Annotated in this window: 15 protein-coding genes; 4 read left to right on the top strand and 11 right to left on the bottom strand. The window is 39.0% G+C overall.

The genetic code is table 11. The features are described from left to right. Positions 1 to 26: 26 nt before the first annotated feature. Positions 27 to 764 carry a pimeloyl-ACP methyl ester esterase BioH gene (bioH, locus tag L656_RS0113900; protein WP_024599659.1) on the bottom strand — a complete coding sequence of 246 codons (738 nt, stop codon included), beginning with the start codon at positions 762 to 764 and terminating at the stop codon, positions 27 to 29. Positions 765 to 838: 74 nt separating this feature from the next. Between bioH and L656_RS0113895 the strand changes: the two genes are divergently transcribed. Beyond that, a complete protein-coding gene (locus L656_RS0113895) occupies positions 839 to 1,516 on the top strand; it encodes a ComF family protein (RefSeq protein WP_024599658.1) in 678 nt (225 codons plus the stop codon). 224 nt (positions 1,517 to 1,740) lie between these two features. On the opposite strand, the gene L656_RS0113890 is transcribed toward L656_RS0113895, so the two are convergent. After that, positions 1,741 to 4,266 (bottom strand): M14 metallopeptidase family protein, encoded by a 2,526-nt coding sequence (locus L656_RS0113890; protein WP_024599657.1) that lies wholly within the window; start codon positions 4,264 to 4,266, stop codon positions 1,741 to 1,743. Between the two features lie 146 nt (positions 4,267 to 4,412). Between L656_RS0113890 and nfuA the strand changes: the two genes are divergently transcribed. Together nfuA and L656_RS0113880 are read left to right on the top strand one after the other, a co-directional pair. Further along, positions 4,413 to 4,988 carry a Fe-S biogenesis protein NfuA gene (nfuA, locus tag L656_RS0113885; RefSeq protein WP_002959571.1) on the top strand — a complete coding sequence of 192 codons (576 nt, stop codon included), beginning with the start codon at positions 4,413 to 4,415 and terminating at the stop codon, positions 4,986 to 4,988. Between the two features lie 9 nt (positions 4,989 to 4,997). Continuing rightward, complete coding sequence (locus L656_RS0113880; RefSeq protein ID WP_002959572.1) at positions 4,998 to 5,267, top strand: hypothetical protein; 270 nt, start codon at positions 4,998 to 5,000, stop codon at positions 5,265 to 5,267. A gap of 13 nt (positions 5,268 to 5,280) precedes the next feature. Here the strand turns inward: L656_RS0113880 and L656_RS0113875 are convergent, their stop codons facing one another. Beyond that, positions 5,281 to 6,552, bottom strand: coding sequence for an MATE family efflux transporter (locus tag L656_RS0113875; protein WP_024599656.1), 1,272 nt, complete (start codon positions 6,550 to 6,552; stop codon positions 5,281 to 5,283). Positions 6,553 to 6,594: 42 nt separating this feature from the next. Here L656_RS0113875 and L656_RS0113870 point away from each other — a divergent pair, with 42 nt between their 5' ends. Continuing rightward, positions 6,595 to 7,632, top strand: coding sequence for a polysaccharide deacetylase family protein (locus L656_RS0113870; protein WP_024599655.1), 1,038 nt, complete (start codon positions 6,595 to 6,597; stop codon positions 7,630 to 7,632). Here L656_RS0113870 and L656_RS0113865 read toward each other — a convergent pair. The 8 genes from L656_RS0113865 to L656_RS0113830 form a co-directional block, all read right to left on the bottom strand. Beyond that, positions 7,622 to 8,653 carry a protein-glutamate methylesterase/protein-glutamine glutaminase gene (locus L656_RS0113865; protein WP_024599654.1) on the bottom strand — a complete coding sequence of 344 codons (1,032 nt, stop codon included), beginning with the start codon at positions 8,651 to 8,653 and terminating at the stop codon, positions 7,622 to 7,624. The two genes, L656_RS0113870 and L656_RS0113865, sit on opposite strands and share 11 nt — an antisense overlap. An 8-nt stretch (positions 8,654 to 8,661) precedes the next feature. Then, the gene (gene cheD, locus L656_RS0113860; RefSeq protein ID WP_024599653.1) at positions 8,662 to 9,279 is read right to left on the bottom strand and encodes a chemoreceptor glutamine deamidase CheD; all 618 of its coding nucleotides are present in this window, start codon (positions 9,277 to 9,279) and stop codon (positions 8,662 to 8,664) included. Then, on the bottom strand, positions 9,263 to 10,093 hold the full coding sequence (locus L656_RS0113855) for a CheR family methyltransferase (RefSeq protein ID WP_024599652.1): 831 nt from the start codon (positions 10,091 to 10,093) through the stop codon (positions 9,263 to 9,265). The genes cheD and L656_RS0113855 overlap by 17 nt, the downstream gene beginning before the upstream one ends. An 80-nt stretch (positions 10,094 to 10,173) precedes the next feature. Beyond that, positions 10,174 to 12,480, bottom strand: coding sequence for a methyl-accepting chemotaxis protein (locus tag L656_RS0113850; protein WP_024599651.1), 2,307 nt, complete (start codon positions 12,478 to 12,480; stop codon positions 10,174 to 10,176). 45 nt (positions 12,481 to 12,525) lie between these two features. Next, positions 12,526 to 13,011 carry a chemotaxis protein CheW gene (locus tag L656_RS0113845; protein WP_024599650.1) on the bottom strand — a complete coding sequence of 162 codons (486 nt, stop codon included), beginning with the start codon at positions 13,009 to 13,011 and terminating at the stop codon, positions 12,526 to 12,528. Then, complete coding sequence (locus L656_RS0113840) at positions 13,008 to 15,098, bottom strand: chemotaxis protein CheA (RefSeq protein WP_024599649.1); 2,091 nt, start codon at positions 15,096 to 15,098, stop codon at positions 13,008 to 13,010. Before L656_RS0113840 ends, L656_RS0113845 begins: the two co-directional genes overlap by 4 nt. A 10-nt stretch (positions 15,099 to 15,108) precedes the next feature. Then, entirely contained in the window at positions 15,109 to 15,471 is a 363-nt protein-coding gene (locus L656_RS0113835) for a response regulator (RefSeq protein WP_024599648.1), read from the bottom strand. An 8-nt stretch (positions 15,472 to 15,479) separates the two neighbouring features. Then, positions 15,480 to 15,752 (bottom strand): STAS domain-containing protein, encoded by a 273-nt coding sequence (locus L656_RS0113830; protein ID WP_024599647.1) that lies wholly within the window; start codon positions 15,750 to 15,752, stop codon positions 15,480 to 15,482. Between the last annotated feature and the right edge of the window lie 42 nt (positions 15,753 to 15,794).

The raw sequence follows: 15,794 nt of genomic DNA, 5'->3' as shown, positions 1-15,794 counted from the left end.
TAAACAGCGCTATTCTTAGCTCTATTTTAAAGCATTGATTTAACGACAGATAAAAACTCACTTTTATGAGAAATAAATGGTGCGTGCGACGCTTTATCTAGTACTTCGTATTCAAACTCAGTATTTAGTACTGACATTTCACTAATTGCTTTATAAGGCACTAAGGCATCAAGTCGACCAAATACTCCTTTGATAGGTACTGGGCAATGAGCAAATAAATCACGTAAATCGTCGTTTTGTAAAATATCTAAGCCAGTACTCAGCGCTTCGATTTTTGGTGCACTATATTGGTTTAATAATTGTTTAAGTTGCTTTATATCATCACGTGCCGACTCGCTACCCATTGCTTGAATAGCTAAAAAGCGATCTATGGTTTTTTCTCTGTGATTGACTAATTGTTCTTTAAATTGGGTAAGTACTTTTGCTTTTATTCCGGGCCAATTGTCACATTCTGCAAAAAAAGGGGTGGAAGCAATTAAAATTACTTTTGACACTTTTTCGGGCCAATGCTTTGCAATATACAGTGCAAATAAACCACCTAACGACCATCCCATTAAAATAGATTTAGGCTTTAACTGCTCACTTAAAATTACTGCTGCATCATGCAAAGTATAAGGGCTTGGGCAAACAAGGCTATTACCAAATCCCGGTAGGTCAAGGCTACGTACATTTCCTGAATATAAAGACTCAAGTTCTGGCTGTACTAACTGCCATACGCCCTGATTCATTCCCCAACCATGTAATAACACTAACTCATTTTGCATATTTGCCTAACCTTTACCAAACTTAGGCTTATCATAACGTTTAAATAGGTGGTTGTAATGCACGGAGTGAATCAATGAAACAAGCTGTTTTAAATTGGTTATTTCCCTCTTATTGCGTGCAATGTCAAAGCCCGATTACAGCTAATTTAGGGTTGTGTGATTATTGCCTTGAAGATTTACCGTTATTTGATTTTAGTAAGCATAATAATTTACTGCACCGACCCGATATTGTTGAGATGTTTCCTAATTGCGAGTTTGATAAGTTATTTGCCTGCGCTTTTTATCAACCGCCCTTTGAGCATTGGCTTAAACGGCTAAAATTTAGTAACCAAATTCATTATAAAAAAGCATTACAGCAAACTATTAAAAAGCAATTAGCGCAGTTTTTTGAGCAAAGCCCTACCTTGCCCGATACCTTTATTATTTTACCTCTTCATAAAAGCCGATTCATTACTCGCGGGTTTAATCAAGTAAGCCAAGTTTGGCAACCATGTTTAGCTAATTACGCGCCACTGAATAACGTACTTATTCGCAATAAAAAAACACAAGCCCAGTCGGAGCTATCTAAAGCAAAGCGTATTAAAAACTTAAAAAATGCCTTTATTTGTACAGAGGATATGGGCGATAAAACAGTCGCTATTGTTGATGATGTGATGACGACAGGGGCAACATTAAACGCAGCTACTAGTGCACTAAAACAAGCAGGCGCTAAACAAGTGTGGGCTTTTACAACTTGCTTAACGCCTATTTAATTATTAAAAAGTATTATACCAATCCGCAATAATACTTAATCATTTTGTTGGGCTAAACGTACCGCTACCGGCGTTAAAAAAATTCTCATTTACGACTGCATGGATGCAGAGGGTAGAGCAATGCAGGAGCAATTGCCGAGACCAACTAAATAGCGAACTTTTTGCCTAGCTATCAACACGTTTTTCCATCCTCAAAGTAGATCACTTAATTATGCAAATTGGTATTATTCGCCATTTGCACGAAACGTATGACCAAAAAATAAAGCATTGCTTAGTAGTCGACTAGTCCCATACCAGTAACCTCTAAATACAGGATCGTCGGTCATGCCGATTACTGTACCTCGTCCGTACGAGTGTGCAATTAAGCCCGCACCACCAGCAACTTGTTCAACATTAACAGCATCGGTAAAGCCTGCCAATAATGGATTTTTAGTGTAGGTAAGCACATTTACAAACGGTGCATCGGAAGCTTCTAGTAACCAAGTACTGTTTTTGAATACAGGCAATGTATTGCGCTTAAGTGAAAATGTAAGCGGATGAGTTAAATCTACATTAGTATTAAAAATGGCACCTGCAATGCGCTGACGCCCTGCTAAATGATCTTTATCACCATAACTTAAACCTGTCGTTTTAAATGCACTCGCTACATCTTGTCGTGATAGGTAGCTTGCTTTGAGTAATTGCTGATCTGCTAAAAATTTAGCGCCGCCTTTGTGACCCCAAATAACGCCGCCTTTTCTTACCCAGCTTTTGATAGCCACTTTGTCGGTATCAGATAAGCTATTGTAATTGCCATGAGCAAGCACAATATGGCTGTAGTCACTTAATTCGAGTGAGCTTAAGCGGTTCATTTCAACAATTGTTGGTGCAACACCTACAAAACGATCTAGGTAATACCATACCTCGCCGACTTCGTACTGGCTTNCTTTTGGAGCATTAACAACCGCCATTGATCGCGACCCTAAATCAGCTCCTTTGCTTGTTAAGCCTGAGGTAATTGGTTTAATTGCAATACCAAACTCATTTTGTGCTTTATTTAGCAAGGTAATCCAATCTGTATTTGTTTGTAGTCCTGCCGGTATAATAATACTTCCAGGTTTAAAATTAATTTCTCCTGATGTTGATTTAGCCGTTAACGCTTTTAGTGCTACACGTGCTTTTATACCTTGCTGTAATAGGCTATTTAACAATTTAGGTGCTAAATAATCATCCCACGAAAAACCAAATGCGTAACCCTCGGTGAGTGAAGAAAATGATGGGGTTGCTACTTTTTCCCATGCTTTATCAGCAACCTTTAATCCCCAACTACTTTTAACTTTAGAAAATGGCAGATTAAACGCATGCGCTAATGTCCAGCCTGATACATCGTAAAAAGTATTATCAGTAAAGTTTTTTTGCTCACTAAAAACCGCTTTTACCAAACGGTATTGTGGCTGCGCTAATGGTACAAAGTAGCTATGCGTACTGAAATTCTTACCATCTGCTTTTAATGATTTAGTAAGTGGGTAAGCGTTAATTTGATGCTGCTGTAACAATTCTAAAAAATGCTCAATACGGGTGTTGTCGCTTGCACCTTCAACAACATAGCCTTCAAAGCTTTCATCACTGGCTAAATCAGCTGCCTGATTATAAAACTTAGCTTGGTAATCAAGTAACGCAGTTCGGTTATCAACAGCCGCCTTAAAGGTTGATAAGCTCGTTAATAACTGATTTTTAATAGTAAAAGGAAAAGTCAGTGTACCGTTTATGGTTTCTTGCACATGCCCGCGAGAGCTGGCTTGCTCAAATAAAATACCGACACCACCATTTACATCAGGATAGGTTGAACCTTTACCGTAATAGAAGTCATCAAAGCTTTCTTCGGTAAAGTACAGTGCGTTGTTTTTATCTAACGTTTTTGCGTGATAGTTAGCAATCGCTTTGGTTAAAGTTACATTTTCATCCGGTGTTATTGGGTGTTTACGGCTTGGAATACCTGGTTGAAAAAAGTAACTGCTATTAGGCCCCATTTCATGAAAATCGGTTAAGACATTTGGTTTCCACTGATGAAATTTGGCAATACGCGCGCGCGATTCAGGATGTTGTAGTAATAACCAGTCACGATTTAAATCAAACCAGTAATGGTTAGTACGGCTACTTGGCCAGTTTTCAACATGCTCACGGGTTTTAGGGTCACTTGATAAGTTCATGCCTCGGTTACTGTTGGCCCAATTAGCAAAACGAGCGAGCCCATCAGGATTAAGTGAAGGGTCAAGTAAAATAACAGTGTTGTTTAATAACTCATCAACTTCATCGCCTTGCGCTGCTGCTAAGTAATAAGCCACCAGCAATGAAGCGTTACTACCCGATGATTCATTACCATGAACGCTATAACCCATCCATACAACGGCAGGATCGTCTTGTGCCTTGCCACTGTTATTACTTAAGCGTGCTAAGTGAGCTTGCCTTGTCTGCTCTATGTTGAATAACTTATCAGCAGCAGTAATTGTAAGCATTACTAACGGGCGTTGTTCATGCGTGCGGCCAATCACCTCAAAATTTATACGGTCGCTTTTATCAGCAAGTATTTCCATATAACGTACGAGCTGATCGTGTCTCACGTGCCACTCTCCTACTTCGTAACCGAGTACTTGCTCAGGAGTAGGAATTGAAGGGTCAAATTTTACATCTTGTTCAAAATAATACGAAAGTGGCTTAGCTACACTTGAAAAGCTAAGCAACACCACCATTAATGTTAATACCAAACGCATATAAATCACTCAAAAAATGTTCGTTGTTTGCACGCTACCATTGCTTAAAATAGATGCCAACTTTTTACGCTCAACACTAGCCGCAACACGATGAGCGGAGTATGATACGCAGTATCCGAGTAATTTAGTCAAGTATAGATGGTTTTATGATTTCTATTTCCGAAACAGCGCAAGCGCATTTTGCTAAACTATTAGCAGATCAATCACAACAAACCAATATTCGTGTGTTTGTTGTAAACCCTGGTTCATCACAAGCGGAATGTGGTGTGTCTTATTGTCCAGAAGACGCTGTAGAAGCGAGCGATATTCGCTTAAACTTTAACGGTTTTGATGCCGTTGTAGATGCAGAAAGTGCTCCATTTTTAGAAGAAGCTGAAATCGATTTTGTTACCGACAAAATGGGTACTCAGTTAACGCTAAAAGCACCAAATGCAAAGGCGCGTAAAATAGGTGATGATGCATCGTTAAACGAACGTGTACAGCACATGCTAGAAACCGAAGTAAATCCACAACTTGCTAACCACGGTGGTCAAGTAAGCCTTGTTGAAATTACAGCTGCAGGTATAGCTATACTTCAGTTTGGTGGTGGTTGTAACGGTTGTTCTATGATCGATGTAACGCTAAAAGAAGGCATTGAAAAAGAAATGATAGCTAAGTTTGAAGAAATCACCGGTGTTGCTGATATAACAGAGCACGAAGCGGGCGATCACTCTTACTATTAGGCCTTTTAAATGCTAAAGCAGCTTATCTATCGCTTAGGGAGCAACCCTAAGCTGAGCTTAAAGCGCTTTTTTCGCGGCTTAGCACTGTTTGTGCTAGCCGTGATATTCATATCTATTGGGTATTACACTCACTACAGCTTACAAATAATTGGCGTTATAATTTTACTCCCCGCATTATTTTTTGCCGGTTGGGGCTACTGCGGTATTTTTGCTAATCGTTTTTCACAAGTTTTAAAAGATATGGGCCCTAAACACCACGACCCCGATCTCTGGAAATAAACCATTCATTTATTTAATCTAATAGCTGATTATTTATTTTTAAGTGGTAATATTTAATGATTAATGTAACCCCGCGCATTAACATAAAGCAGCTCATAGCCAGCCATAACCCATTATTTTCCCAGTCTATAAACACCCAAAACACACCAAAAAAACCAACTCCAGCGGAAAGTATCATACTGTTACGCATGTTCTTTGCTCTTGTGAGTCCAACAAAAACACCATCAAACAAAAAGCAACTCATGGCCAAAATAGGCAATACTATTAGCCATGGCAAATAGTGAGTTGCCTCTTGAATAACCTCTGGCACATTGGTTAAAAGCTTTATTATAGTGCTGCCAAATAATGCAAAAAAAGCGCTATATAACACGCCAAAAAGCATGCCCCAAAATACACTTATTTTAACCCATAGTTCTATATTTTTAACACTTCCTTGGCCTTTAGCTTGCCCTACTTTTGCCTCAGATGCGTAAGCAACGCCATCAAGAGCAAAACTCACCAACATTAGAAAGTTAAGTAAAACAGCATTAGCGGCGAGTGTAGTTTCGCCAATTCGCGCTGCGTAGAATGTCATAAAACTAAAACATAATTGCAGTATCAAAGAGCGAATAAATATATCTCTATTCAAACTCAATAATTCAGCCATTTTGCTAATACTCAGCCAATTCGGTACATTTAGTTCAATACCTTGCTTTTTAGCTAATTTAACCACTAAAAACAGTGCAAATACTAAAGCCGTATAATCAGCAATAAGTGAAGCCCACGCAGCGCCTGCAACTGCCCAATCTAAATAAACCACAAAACAAATATCGAGCACTATATTAACGATATTAGTGACGAGTAATAAATAAAATGGACCTCGACCATAATGCACACCAAGCATCCAACCCAGTAACACTAAATTACACAATGCTGCTGGAGCACTAAAAATACGAATGCTAAAATACTGATACGCTTGGGCGAGTACATCGCCATTGGCGGCGGAGAGATAAGCAATAGCGTGCTTTATTAATGGGGATAACACAATTAATAGCACAGCCACTGCGCTTGCAAGTAATAGGCTTCGTTTAAGTAAAGCGGCAAGTTGGGTTAAATCGTTTTTTCCGTACGCTTGTGCCACGAGTCCCGTGGTGCTCATTCTTAAAAAACCAGCAAGCCAAAATAAAATAGATATAACTGCAGAGCCAAGGGCAATACCCGCTAAGTAATGAGCGCTTCCTAAGTGCCCAATTACAGCAGTATCAACAATTCCTAACAACGGCACTGTGATATTTGATAGTATCATCGGACCCGCTAACAACAGCAAGCTTTTATGGTGTGCCTTATTATGTATAAGAAATTGTTTCATTTAGTATTATTTATCCTCATTAGTATATCTGTGCGGGCTCAAGCAGCCGTTATTTTACAGTATCATCATGTTAGTGAAACCCTGCCTGCTGTAACGAGCGTTAGCGCGAATACTTTTACTAAACATTTAAGCTATTTAAAAGAGCACAACTTTAACGTTATTCCTCTTAATGAGTTAATAAGCGCGCTTCAGCAAGGTGAAACCTTACCTGATAAAACTGTCGCTATCACCTTTGATGACGGTTATAACAATAACTATGAACAAGCTGCACCTATTTTAGAAAAGTTTGGCTACCCGTACACTATCTTTGTAAATCCTAAATTAATAGACGAAGGCATGAGTTACGTAATGGGGTGGGATAAGCTCAAAGAATTATCTAAAAAAGGGGCATTAATAGCCAATCATAGCGGACAACATGATTACTTACACCTTAAGCTTGAAAACGAAACTGATGCGCAATGGCAATCACGTATTAAGCAAGATATTCTTAGCTCTCAAAAGCGTATAAAAGAAGAAATAGGCCACGACTATAAATACTTAGCATACCCGTATGGTGAGTTTAATAACGAGCTGCAAGCACTTGTGACAGAGCTTGGTTTTGTGGGTATCGGTCAGCACTCCGGCGCTGTAAATAAAGATTCTAATTTTAGCCGCTTACCACGTTTTCCTGCATCAGGCTTTTACAGCAAACTAGAAACTCTTATTACTAAGCTTAACTCACGCGCGTTTAATATCACCAATTTAACTTATCAAGATAGCGTTACACAACAAAATCCACCCGCGCTCACAATTGAATTTAATATGGGTGATTTCCATAAGAGTCAATTTGCCTGTTACGTATCAAGCGTAGGACAAGCTGATTTAAAATGGATAAATAAAAATACAGTTGAAATAACCTCACCAAAAGTACTTAATGAAGGGCGCTCTCGCTTTAACTGTACTGCCCCTTCTATTTCAAGTCCTAGTGATTATTTTTGGTTTTCACAGCCTTGGGTAATCGAAGCGCCTAAACCTTAACGGCCTGATGTAAAAGCCGCTGGGTTATTTTATCCAGCGCAACTATTTCGTCTGCCGCATTTAGCTCAGCGGCAGCTTTAGGCATCCCCCATACCACCGATGAGTACTCATCTTGAGCTAGGGTATACGCACCGTTTTGTTTTAGTGCAAGTAGCCCTTTTGCGCCATCACTCCCCATTCCAGTTAATATTGCTGCAACTACATTTTTAGCCCCAGTCTCTACTAATGAGTTAAACAACACGTCTACCGCGGGTTTATGTCTGTTGACCGGCTCGCCATCATCAAGCTGGCAATACAGGCTAACACCCCGTTTTTTAATACTTAAATGAAAACCACCTGGTGCTATATAAGCCCAGCCCGCGCTAAGCTTATCTCCATGTTCAGCCTCTTTCACATTTATCGCGCATGTACGATTCATTCGCTCAGCAAATGAAGCGCTAAACACAGGAGGGATATGCTGAGTAATTACAATGGGCGGGCAATTTGGTGGCATTTTAATAAGTACTTCTTTTATAGCCTCAGTTCCACCCGTTGAAGCACCTATCGCAATTACTTTATTAAGCAAAAACTGAAAATGAGTATTAATAGGCTCATTTGTGATGGCTACTTTTTTATAGCTTCTTACTCTTGCTCCAGCAGCTATTCGCACCTTTTGCTGGACAAGTGATGCATATTGGCTCAATTGCTCTCTTACGTTGTTAGTCGGCTTAGCTATAAAATCAACAGCCCCTAATTCGAGTGCTTCTAATGTGATAGGAGAGCCTTTTTGAGTTAGTGTTGAAATCATCACTACTGGCATTGGCCTCAATCGCATTAAGTTTTTTAAAAAACTAATACCATCCATTTTTGGCATTTCGACGTCGAGCGTTAATACATCAGGACTGAGCTTTTTTATCATTTCACGAGCTTCGTAGGGATCCTCAGCGCTACCCACGACTGTAATATCTTCAGCTTGTTGTAATATTTCAGTGAGTAAACGCCTTATTAAAGGAGAGTCATCAATTATTAATACTTTAATCATGCATACTCCTAAAACAGCTCTATATCAGTCACTACTTCTTGCTTTTTAAGATTTTGTAAATAACGGACTTCGCGTTTTTCAATCGTATTGTTGTGTAGGTTTTTAAGCTTTTTCATATGAACTTTACCGGTATTCGGATGAAAAAATATTTTCCGCGGCCATGGTCCACCCATATCGTGGGCAACTAGATTTAATGCCTCTTCTTTAATATACGCCGCTGCAAAACTAATATTACCTAGCCCTATATCCGTCATCGCACTAATAATTTTACCCCCGCCAAAAAGCTTTACTTTTAGGTTGCATCGAGATGCGCCATTTTTTAAAACTTCATTTATAAGATACTCCATAGCCCAGTTGCCGTACCGACAACTTAAACTATGCGCATTTTTAAGGTCTGCCCCTTTTTGAATTGGCAACATAAAATGATTCATGCCTCCAATTCCTAGCACTTCATCATAAACGCAAGCCGCAATACACGAGCCCAAAACAGTAGAAATCAGCTCATTATTTTTAGAAACATAAAACTCACCCGGAAGCACTTTGGCAACAACGCTACCTCTGCCTGAATCCCAATATCGTTTAATATGTTCAAAGTTAGGTAATACCGGCCTAAACTCTGTGTGCATCTTGTCCCTTTTGGTACATAGTTTTCCCTAAATTTTTAAATTGCGTATGCTCTTTCCCCATACTTTCTGAGTGACCTAAAAACAAATAACCTTGTTCATTTAATATATTGGCGTAACGTTTAAACAGCTGATCTTTTGTTTCTTTATCAAAGTAAATAACAACATTACGGCATAAAATAAGATCAAATGATCCTTTCATTGGCCAATTTTGCAATAAGTTTAAGCGCCTAAATGAAATAGATTCTTTCAGCCTATCTTTAACTTTATAGTTTTCACCATCTTTACTTTTTAAAAACCAACGCTTAAGTTGCACACCATCTAAGCCGTTAACATTCGCTGCGGTGTAAATACCCTTTTGTGCCTTTGCCAATACATTAGAATCTAAATCGGTTGCTAGTATTTTTACATCCCAATTGCTTGGAAATACATTATTTAAAGTCATCGCCAAACTGTAAGGCTCTTCCCCTGTTGAGCAACCTGCAGACCAAATTCTTACTCGCTTACTGTCTTTATTTACCTTTAAAAGAGCTGGTACAAGCTCAGATTTTATAAATTCAAAATGGTGTATTTCACGAAAAAAAGACGTTAAGTTAGTTGTTATAGCATTGATGAAGGCATCAAACTCTTTATCTTTGTGGTTATTTAAATACTCTAAATACGCTTTAAAATCAGTTAGTTTACGCTCTCTAATACGTCTTGCTAAGCGTGAATAAACCATCTCTTTCTTATGTTCACCTAATACAATTCCACACGCGTCATAAACTAAGTTAGCAATTTCTTTAAAGTCGCGTTCGGTACACAAAAACTCTTTCATTGTTCGCTCTCAATTAAGCCTACCGAATAACACCTCGCTGTGATTATGTATCCAGCGAGGTATATTAAGAAGATTGGTTATTAAAACTCTTCCCATTCATCAGCAGAGTCTACAAAGTTATCGCCTCTGGGCTTATTACTCACAAAGTTACTTTGCGATCTATGAGATAATTTAGGCGTGTGCATAGTCGGCGAAATCATTGCCATCTCTTGCTGGCCTATTGAGAAAAAATTGAGTAGTCGACGCATCTCATTAGCTTGCTCAGCCATAGACTCGCCTGCTGCAGAAGCTTGCTCTACTAAGGCAGCATTTTGTTGCGTCATTTCGTCCATTTGGGAAATGGCTTTATTAACTTGCTCTATACCCGCACTTTGCTCTTCAGATGCCTCTGTAATATCAGAAATCATTTGTGTCACTCTTTGCACCGACACAACAATTTCTTTAAGTGTAGCGCCCGACTCATTAACTAATTGAGAGCCATCGGCTACTTTGCCTACGCTATCTCTTATTAACTCTTTAATCTCTTTAGCTGCACCTGCAGAGCGCTGTGCTAAATTACGCACTTCACCTGCCACGACGGCAAAGCCTCGACCTTGTTCACCCGCTCTTGCAGCTTCTACTGCAGCATTAAGCGCTAATAAATTAGTTTGAAATGCTATTTCATCAATGACACCAATAATGTCTGCAATTTTCTTGCTCGACTCATTAATTGCCGACATGCTCGTAACGGCTCTATTAACAACCTCACCACCTTGAATCGCTTTTTCACATGTTTCTTCTGCTAGATCGTTCGCTACTTTTGCGTTATCAGCATTTTGGCGAACGGTACTGGTCATTTCTTCCATACTTGACGCTGTTTCTTCAAGTGACGAGGCTTGCTCTTCTGTACGTTGGCTTAAATCAGCATTACCTTGAGAGATTTCTTCTGCACCACTGGCTACTAGCGTTGCCGATGAATTTATGCGATTAATCACTTCCGTTAACTTATCTGCCGTAGCATTTGCGTCGCGTTTAAGCTTATCAAATGAACCTTTATATTCTTTTTCAATACGTTTTGATAGATCACCACTTGCCATCGCATCGAGCATATTGCCAGTGTCGGCAACTGCATCATCAACTATTTCAACTAAGCTATTTAGCCCTTGAGCCAAACGTAAAAAGAACCCTTCCTTCCCATCTTCCGCTACTCTTGTATCTAATTCGCCATTACCTGCAGCACCAATAAGCTCAGCAATTTCTTTTTCAAGCGCAACTTCATTGGTCCTATCTTCCCACTCAACAATAGTGCCTAAATGCTTTCCGTCTTGACTAATCCAAGGTGAAGCAATCAAGGTGAAAGTGACACCCGCTAAAAGTAATTCGGCTTTATGAGGCTTATCGAGATTTTTTAATAAATCTCGCTGATGGTTAGGGTGTTTATGAAAATCATCAACACAGGTGCCAATTAAATTATCAACAGAAAAGCTTGGTAATACAGTTTGTAATTCTTTTTCACGTACTTTTAGCATTTTCTGAACACGGTCGTTCACAAATACTATATTGAGATCTTTATCAGCAATCATTACATTAGCTTGGCAAACTTTAAGCGCATTTGCTAAATCGGCTGCTTTGCGAGATGCTTTTTCAAGCTCTTTTTGTTCAGTAATATCAGATGCATATTTGATCACTTTAAACGGCTTACCGTTCATATCATAAATTGGGTTATAAGAAGCCTGGATCCAAACCTCCTGACCCTGTTTCCCTATTCTTAAATATTCCCCTGAATCAAATTCACCGCGACCTAGTTTGGCCCAAAACTCTTTATACTCGATACTATTTGCATGTTCGGGGTCAATAAAAAGCCTATGGTGCTGACCTTTAATCTCACTGAGTTGATAGCCTAGCGCATTTAAAAAGTTATCATTGGCATCAATAATGGTGCCATCTAAATTAAATTCGATAACCGCTTGGGATTTACTTATAGCGCTAATTTGTCCAGAAGCTTCTGCTGAAATTAACTTTTGTTCAGTCACGTCGGTGGCAAATTTAACGACTTTTAATACTTGCCCTTGCTCATCAACAATTGGATTATAAGTTGCTTGAATCCATACCTCAGTTCCACCTTTAGCATTTCGCTTAAACTCATCTGAGATAAACTCGCCGTTACGCAAGCGTTGCCAAAAGTTTTTATAGTCGTTGCCCTGAGCTTCATCTGGGTCCACAAACATAGAGTGATGCTGGCCTTGAACCTCTTCAAGACGATAGCCCATCGCGTTTAGAAAGTTCATATTTGCAGTAATTATCTTACCGTTAGGTTCAAACTCAATCACCGCTAATGATTTATTTAATGCATCTACAATTAAATCGTTGCTTGATTTTGACTGCTTTGGATTACTAAACCATCCCATGCCCATCACCACCTTTAAGTTTATTATTCATTTAGTTTCTATTTGCTAAATATTCATTGTTTTTTGCAGGTCAATTAGCGCTACCATTTTTTCACCGACATTCACCAACCCCGCTACATATTCACAATTACTCGATTCAGATAAACTAGGGACCGCTTTCGCATCCTGCTCTGCAATACTGTAAACATCAGAGACGGCATCAACAGCAACACCTATAATTTTACTACCTAATTCAAATTCTATTTTGACAACGATAACCACCGTTAATGGACCATAGTCGACACTTGGTAATCCAAAGCGCAACCGTAAATCAATAATTGGCACTATTGTTCCACGTAAATTAATAACGCCTTTTACAAATTCAGGCGCATTGGGCAGTACTGTAATTTCTTCCCAACTGCGAATTTCTTGTACTGTTAAAATATCAACGCCGTATTCTTCATCAGCCATAATAAAAGTTAAAAACTGTTTTACACCTTGCTGTTGCTGAAGATTTAATTGATTACTTAACTGGCTTTGCTCTGAGCTCATAACGCCTCCAAAGTGGCTTGCGTTTCAATCGTTAGTTCTTGGCTACCTGGTTTTTTTAAACCTGAGAGCTTTATTAAGCCGCTAACGTCAACAATCAGTGATACACGCCCATCGCCTAAAATAGTGGCTCCTGATACGCCATCAACTTTGTGATAGTTAGCCTCTAAACTTTTAATAACAACCTGTTGTTGAGACAGTAAATCATCAACTAATAAACCGACCTTTTGATTATCTGTTTCTACAACAACAAGTAGCGTTTTATCGAGTGATTCAATGGCATTTTTATGATTAAAAATATCGTAGAGCCTTAAAATAGGAATGTATTCGTCCCGAAGCCTCAATACATCAAGGTTTTTACCCACTCGACTCACTTTAGCAATATCAATTTGCAGAGATTCCACAATAGAAATGAGCGGAATAATATAAGTATGCTGAGCCACCTTAACTAATTGCCCATCTAAAATAGCGAGAGTAAGTGGTAATCTAATAGTAAACGTAGAACCAACACCGGGCTCTGAGGTTACCTCTACTGAGCCATTTAAAGATTGAATATTTCTCTTAACTACATCCATCCCAACTCCACGACCAGATAAATCACTTACCTCATCCATTGTTGAAAAGCCGGGCATAAAAATAAGCTCATTTATTTCATCGTTATTGAGGTGGTTATCAGCTGGGATTAATTGGTTAGCGATGGCTTTTTCTTTTATTTTTTTTGTATTTAACCCCTGCCCATCATCCATTATTTCAATAACAATGTTTCCACCCTGATGAAATGCATTTAAGGTTACTGTGCCAACGGGATCTTTACCTGCCGCCAGCCTTTGCTCAACAGTCTCTAATCCATGATCAAGTGAGTTCCTCACTAAATGGACCATAGGGTCGGATATTTTTTCCATTACTGTTTTATCAAGCTCGGTTTGCTCTCCAATCAACTTTAGCTCAACCTGCTTGTTTAGCTTTTGTGCTATATCTCGCACTAATCGAGGAAAACGGCTAAATACAAAGTTTATCGGGAGCATACGAATGCGCATCACATTTTCTTGTAAATCACGCGTATTATGGGCAAGTTGCGCTAGGCCTTCTTGTAGTAAAGTGATTGTGGCTGGTGTGATTTCTTGTTCGCTAAGCTGATTTAGCATAGCTTGTGTAATAACAAGTTCACCAACCATATTTATTAACGAATCCACTTTATCAATGCCAACACGAATGGAGGTGGATTCTGGTGTACTTGCAGGTTTTTTTTCTTTATTAGCAGCCGGTTGCTGAGGCTTACTTGGTAACTCAGCTACTTTTATTGAATCGGATTCTTCAAGCTCAACAGCTTTAGATATTTCACCTTGATTAGGTTGTATTGGCTCATCATTGCCAAATAAGCCTCCGCATAATTCAATTGTTATGTCGGCATCGTCTTCAACCCATTCAAATACTTCTTTTATGGCTTTTTCATCATGGCTAGTGCTTAAAAAAAAGCGCCAATGTAAAAAGCATTCATCACTACTTAAATCGGTGATTTCTGGAACTTCATCGTAAAATGCTGTGGTTTCTAACTCGCCTAGCTCTTCAAGCTCACTGATCATATACAGTGGCTCGTTTCCTGTTTTAAATAAATGATGATGAGGTTTAAAGTCTATTTGATAGGTATTACTGCCTGTTTGCGGTTCTTGGCTTTGAGGTTTACTTGCTTGTGTTTCGTTTTTCATTCCAAGTACATGTTCAAATTGTACTTTTAACGAATCTGCCTCGGTTAAATCAGGCTCTTGCTCACCTTGAAGTGCAGCAAGTAAACCGCGTAAGCAGTCCACAGCTTTGAGTAATAAATTTACATGATCGGTGCTAAGCACACGTTCACCTTGGCGAATTTGATCTAGTAATGTTTCAAGTACATGAGTAAAATCAGCAACGGAGCTAAAACCAAATGTTCCACTGCCTCCTTTAATCGAGTGAGCAGCTCTAAAAATAGTGTTGATAGTTTCTAAATCTTCCTCACCTGGCACTAAGTTTAATAGCTCAGCCTCCATGGTATCGAGGCCTTCAAAACTCTCTTCAAAGAAAACTTCAAAAAACTGACTTAAATCTATACTCACACGGCGCTCCCTAGCGAATAACCTTTTTAATTACCGCTAATAGCTGATCGGGATTAAATGGTTTAACAATCCAACCTGTTGCACCTGCAGCTTTACCTTCTACTTTTTTTTCTAAACCCGACTCTGTTGTGAGCATTAGTAGTGGTGTAAATTTATAACTCGGTAAAGTACGCAGCTCTCGTATTAATGTAATTCCATCCATTATTGGCATATTTACATCTGAAATAACGGCATCAAAGTCTTGCTGTTTGGCAATAGCGAGTGCCTCACTACCATCTTTAGCTTCGGTTACATCAAACCCGGCAGTTTTTAATGTAAAGCTCACCATCTGACGCATCGATGCTGAATCATCAACCGCTAAAATTTTTTTCATATATACCCCTAACTTTTACTTTCGGTTGTTAAGTATTGGCTTAAGCCAAGTTTATTAATTGTATGCGTTAAGGCCTCGCTACTGCCTACCCATATTATTTTGTGCTGTATGGTAAGTAGGTGCTTTTGTAAGGCGCATAAAAGTTGAATTGAGGCAGTATCAGCAGAAATTACATCGTTAATATCAAGACAGATATCATCGTTGCTATTGAGTTCTTGTAGTAAATCTTGATGTAGTGTTTCAACTTGCGAAATAGCAAGTTCGCTCGGAAGTTTTAGCATTAAGTAAGTGCATTCCCTGTCAATTCAATTCATAACAAAAGC

Origin of the sequence: Pseudoalteromonas sp. TAE56, from assembly GCF_000497955.1 — a bacterium.
GTDB lineage: Bacteria > Pseudomonadota > Gammaproteobacteria > Enterobacterales > Alteromonadaceae > Pseudoalteromonas.
This window is presented reverse-complemented; position numbering and strand designations above follow the sequence as displayed.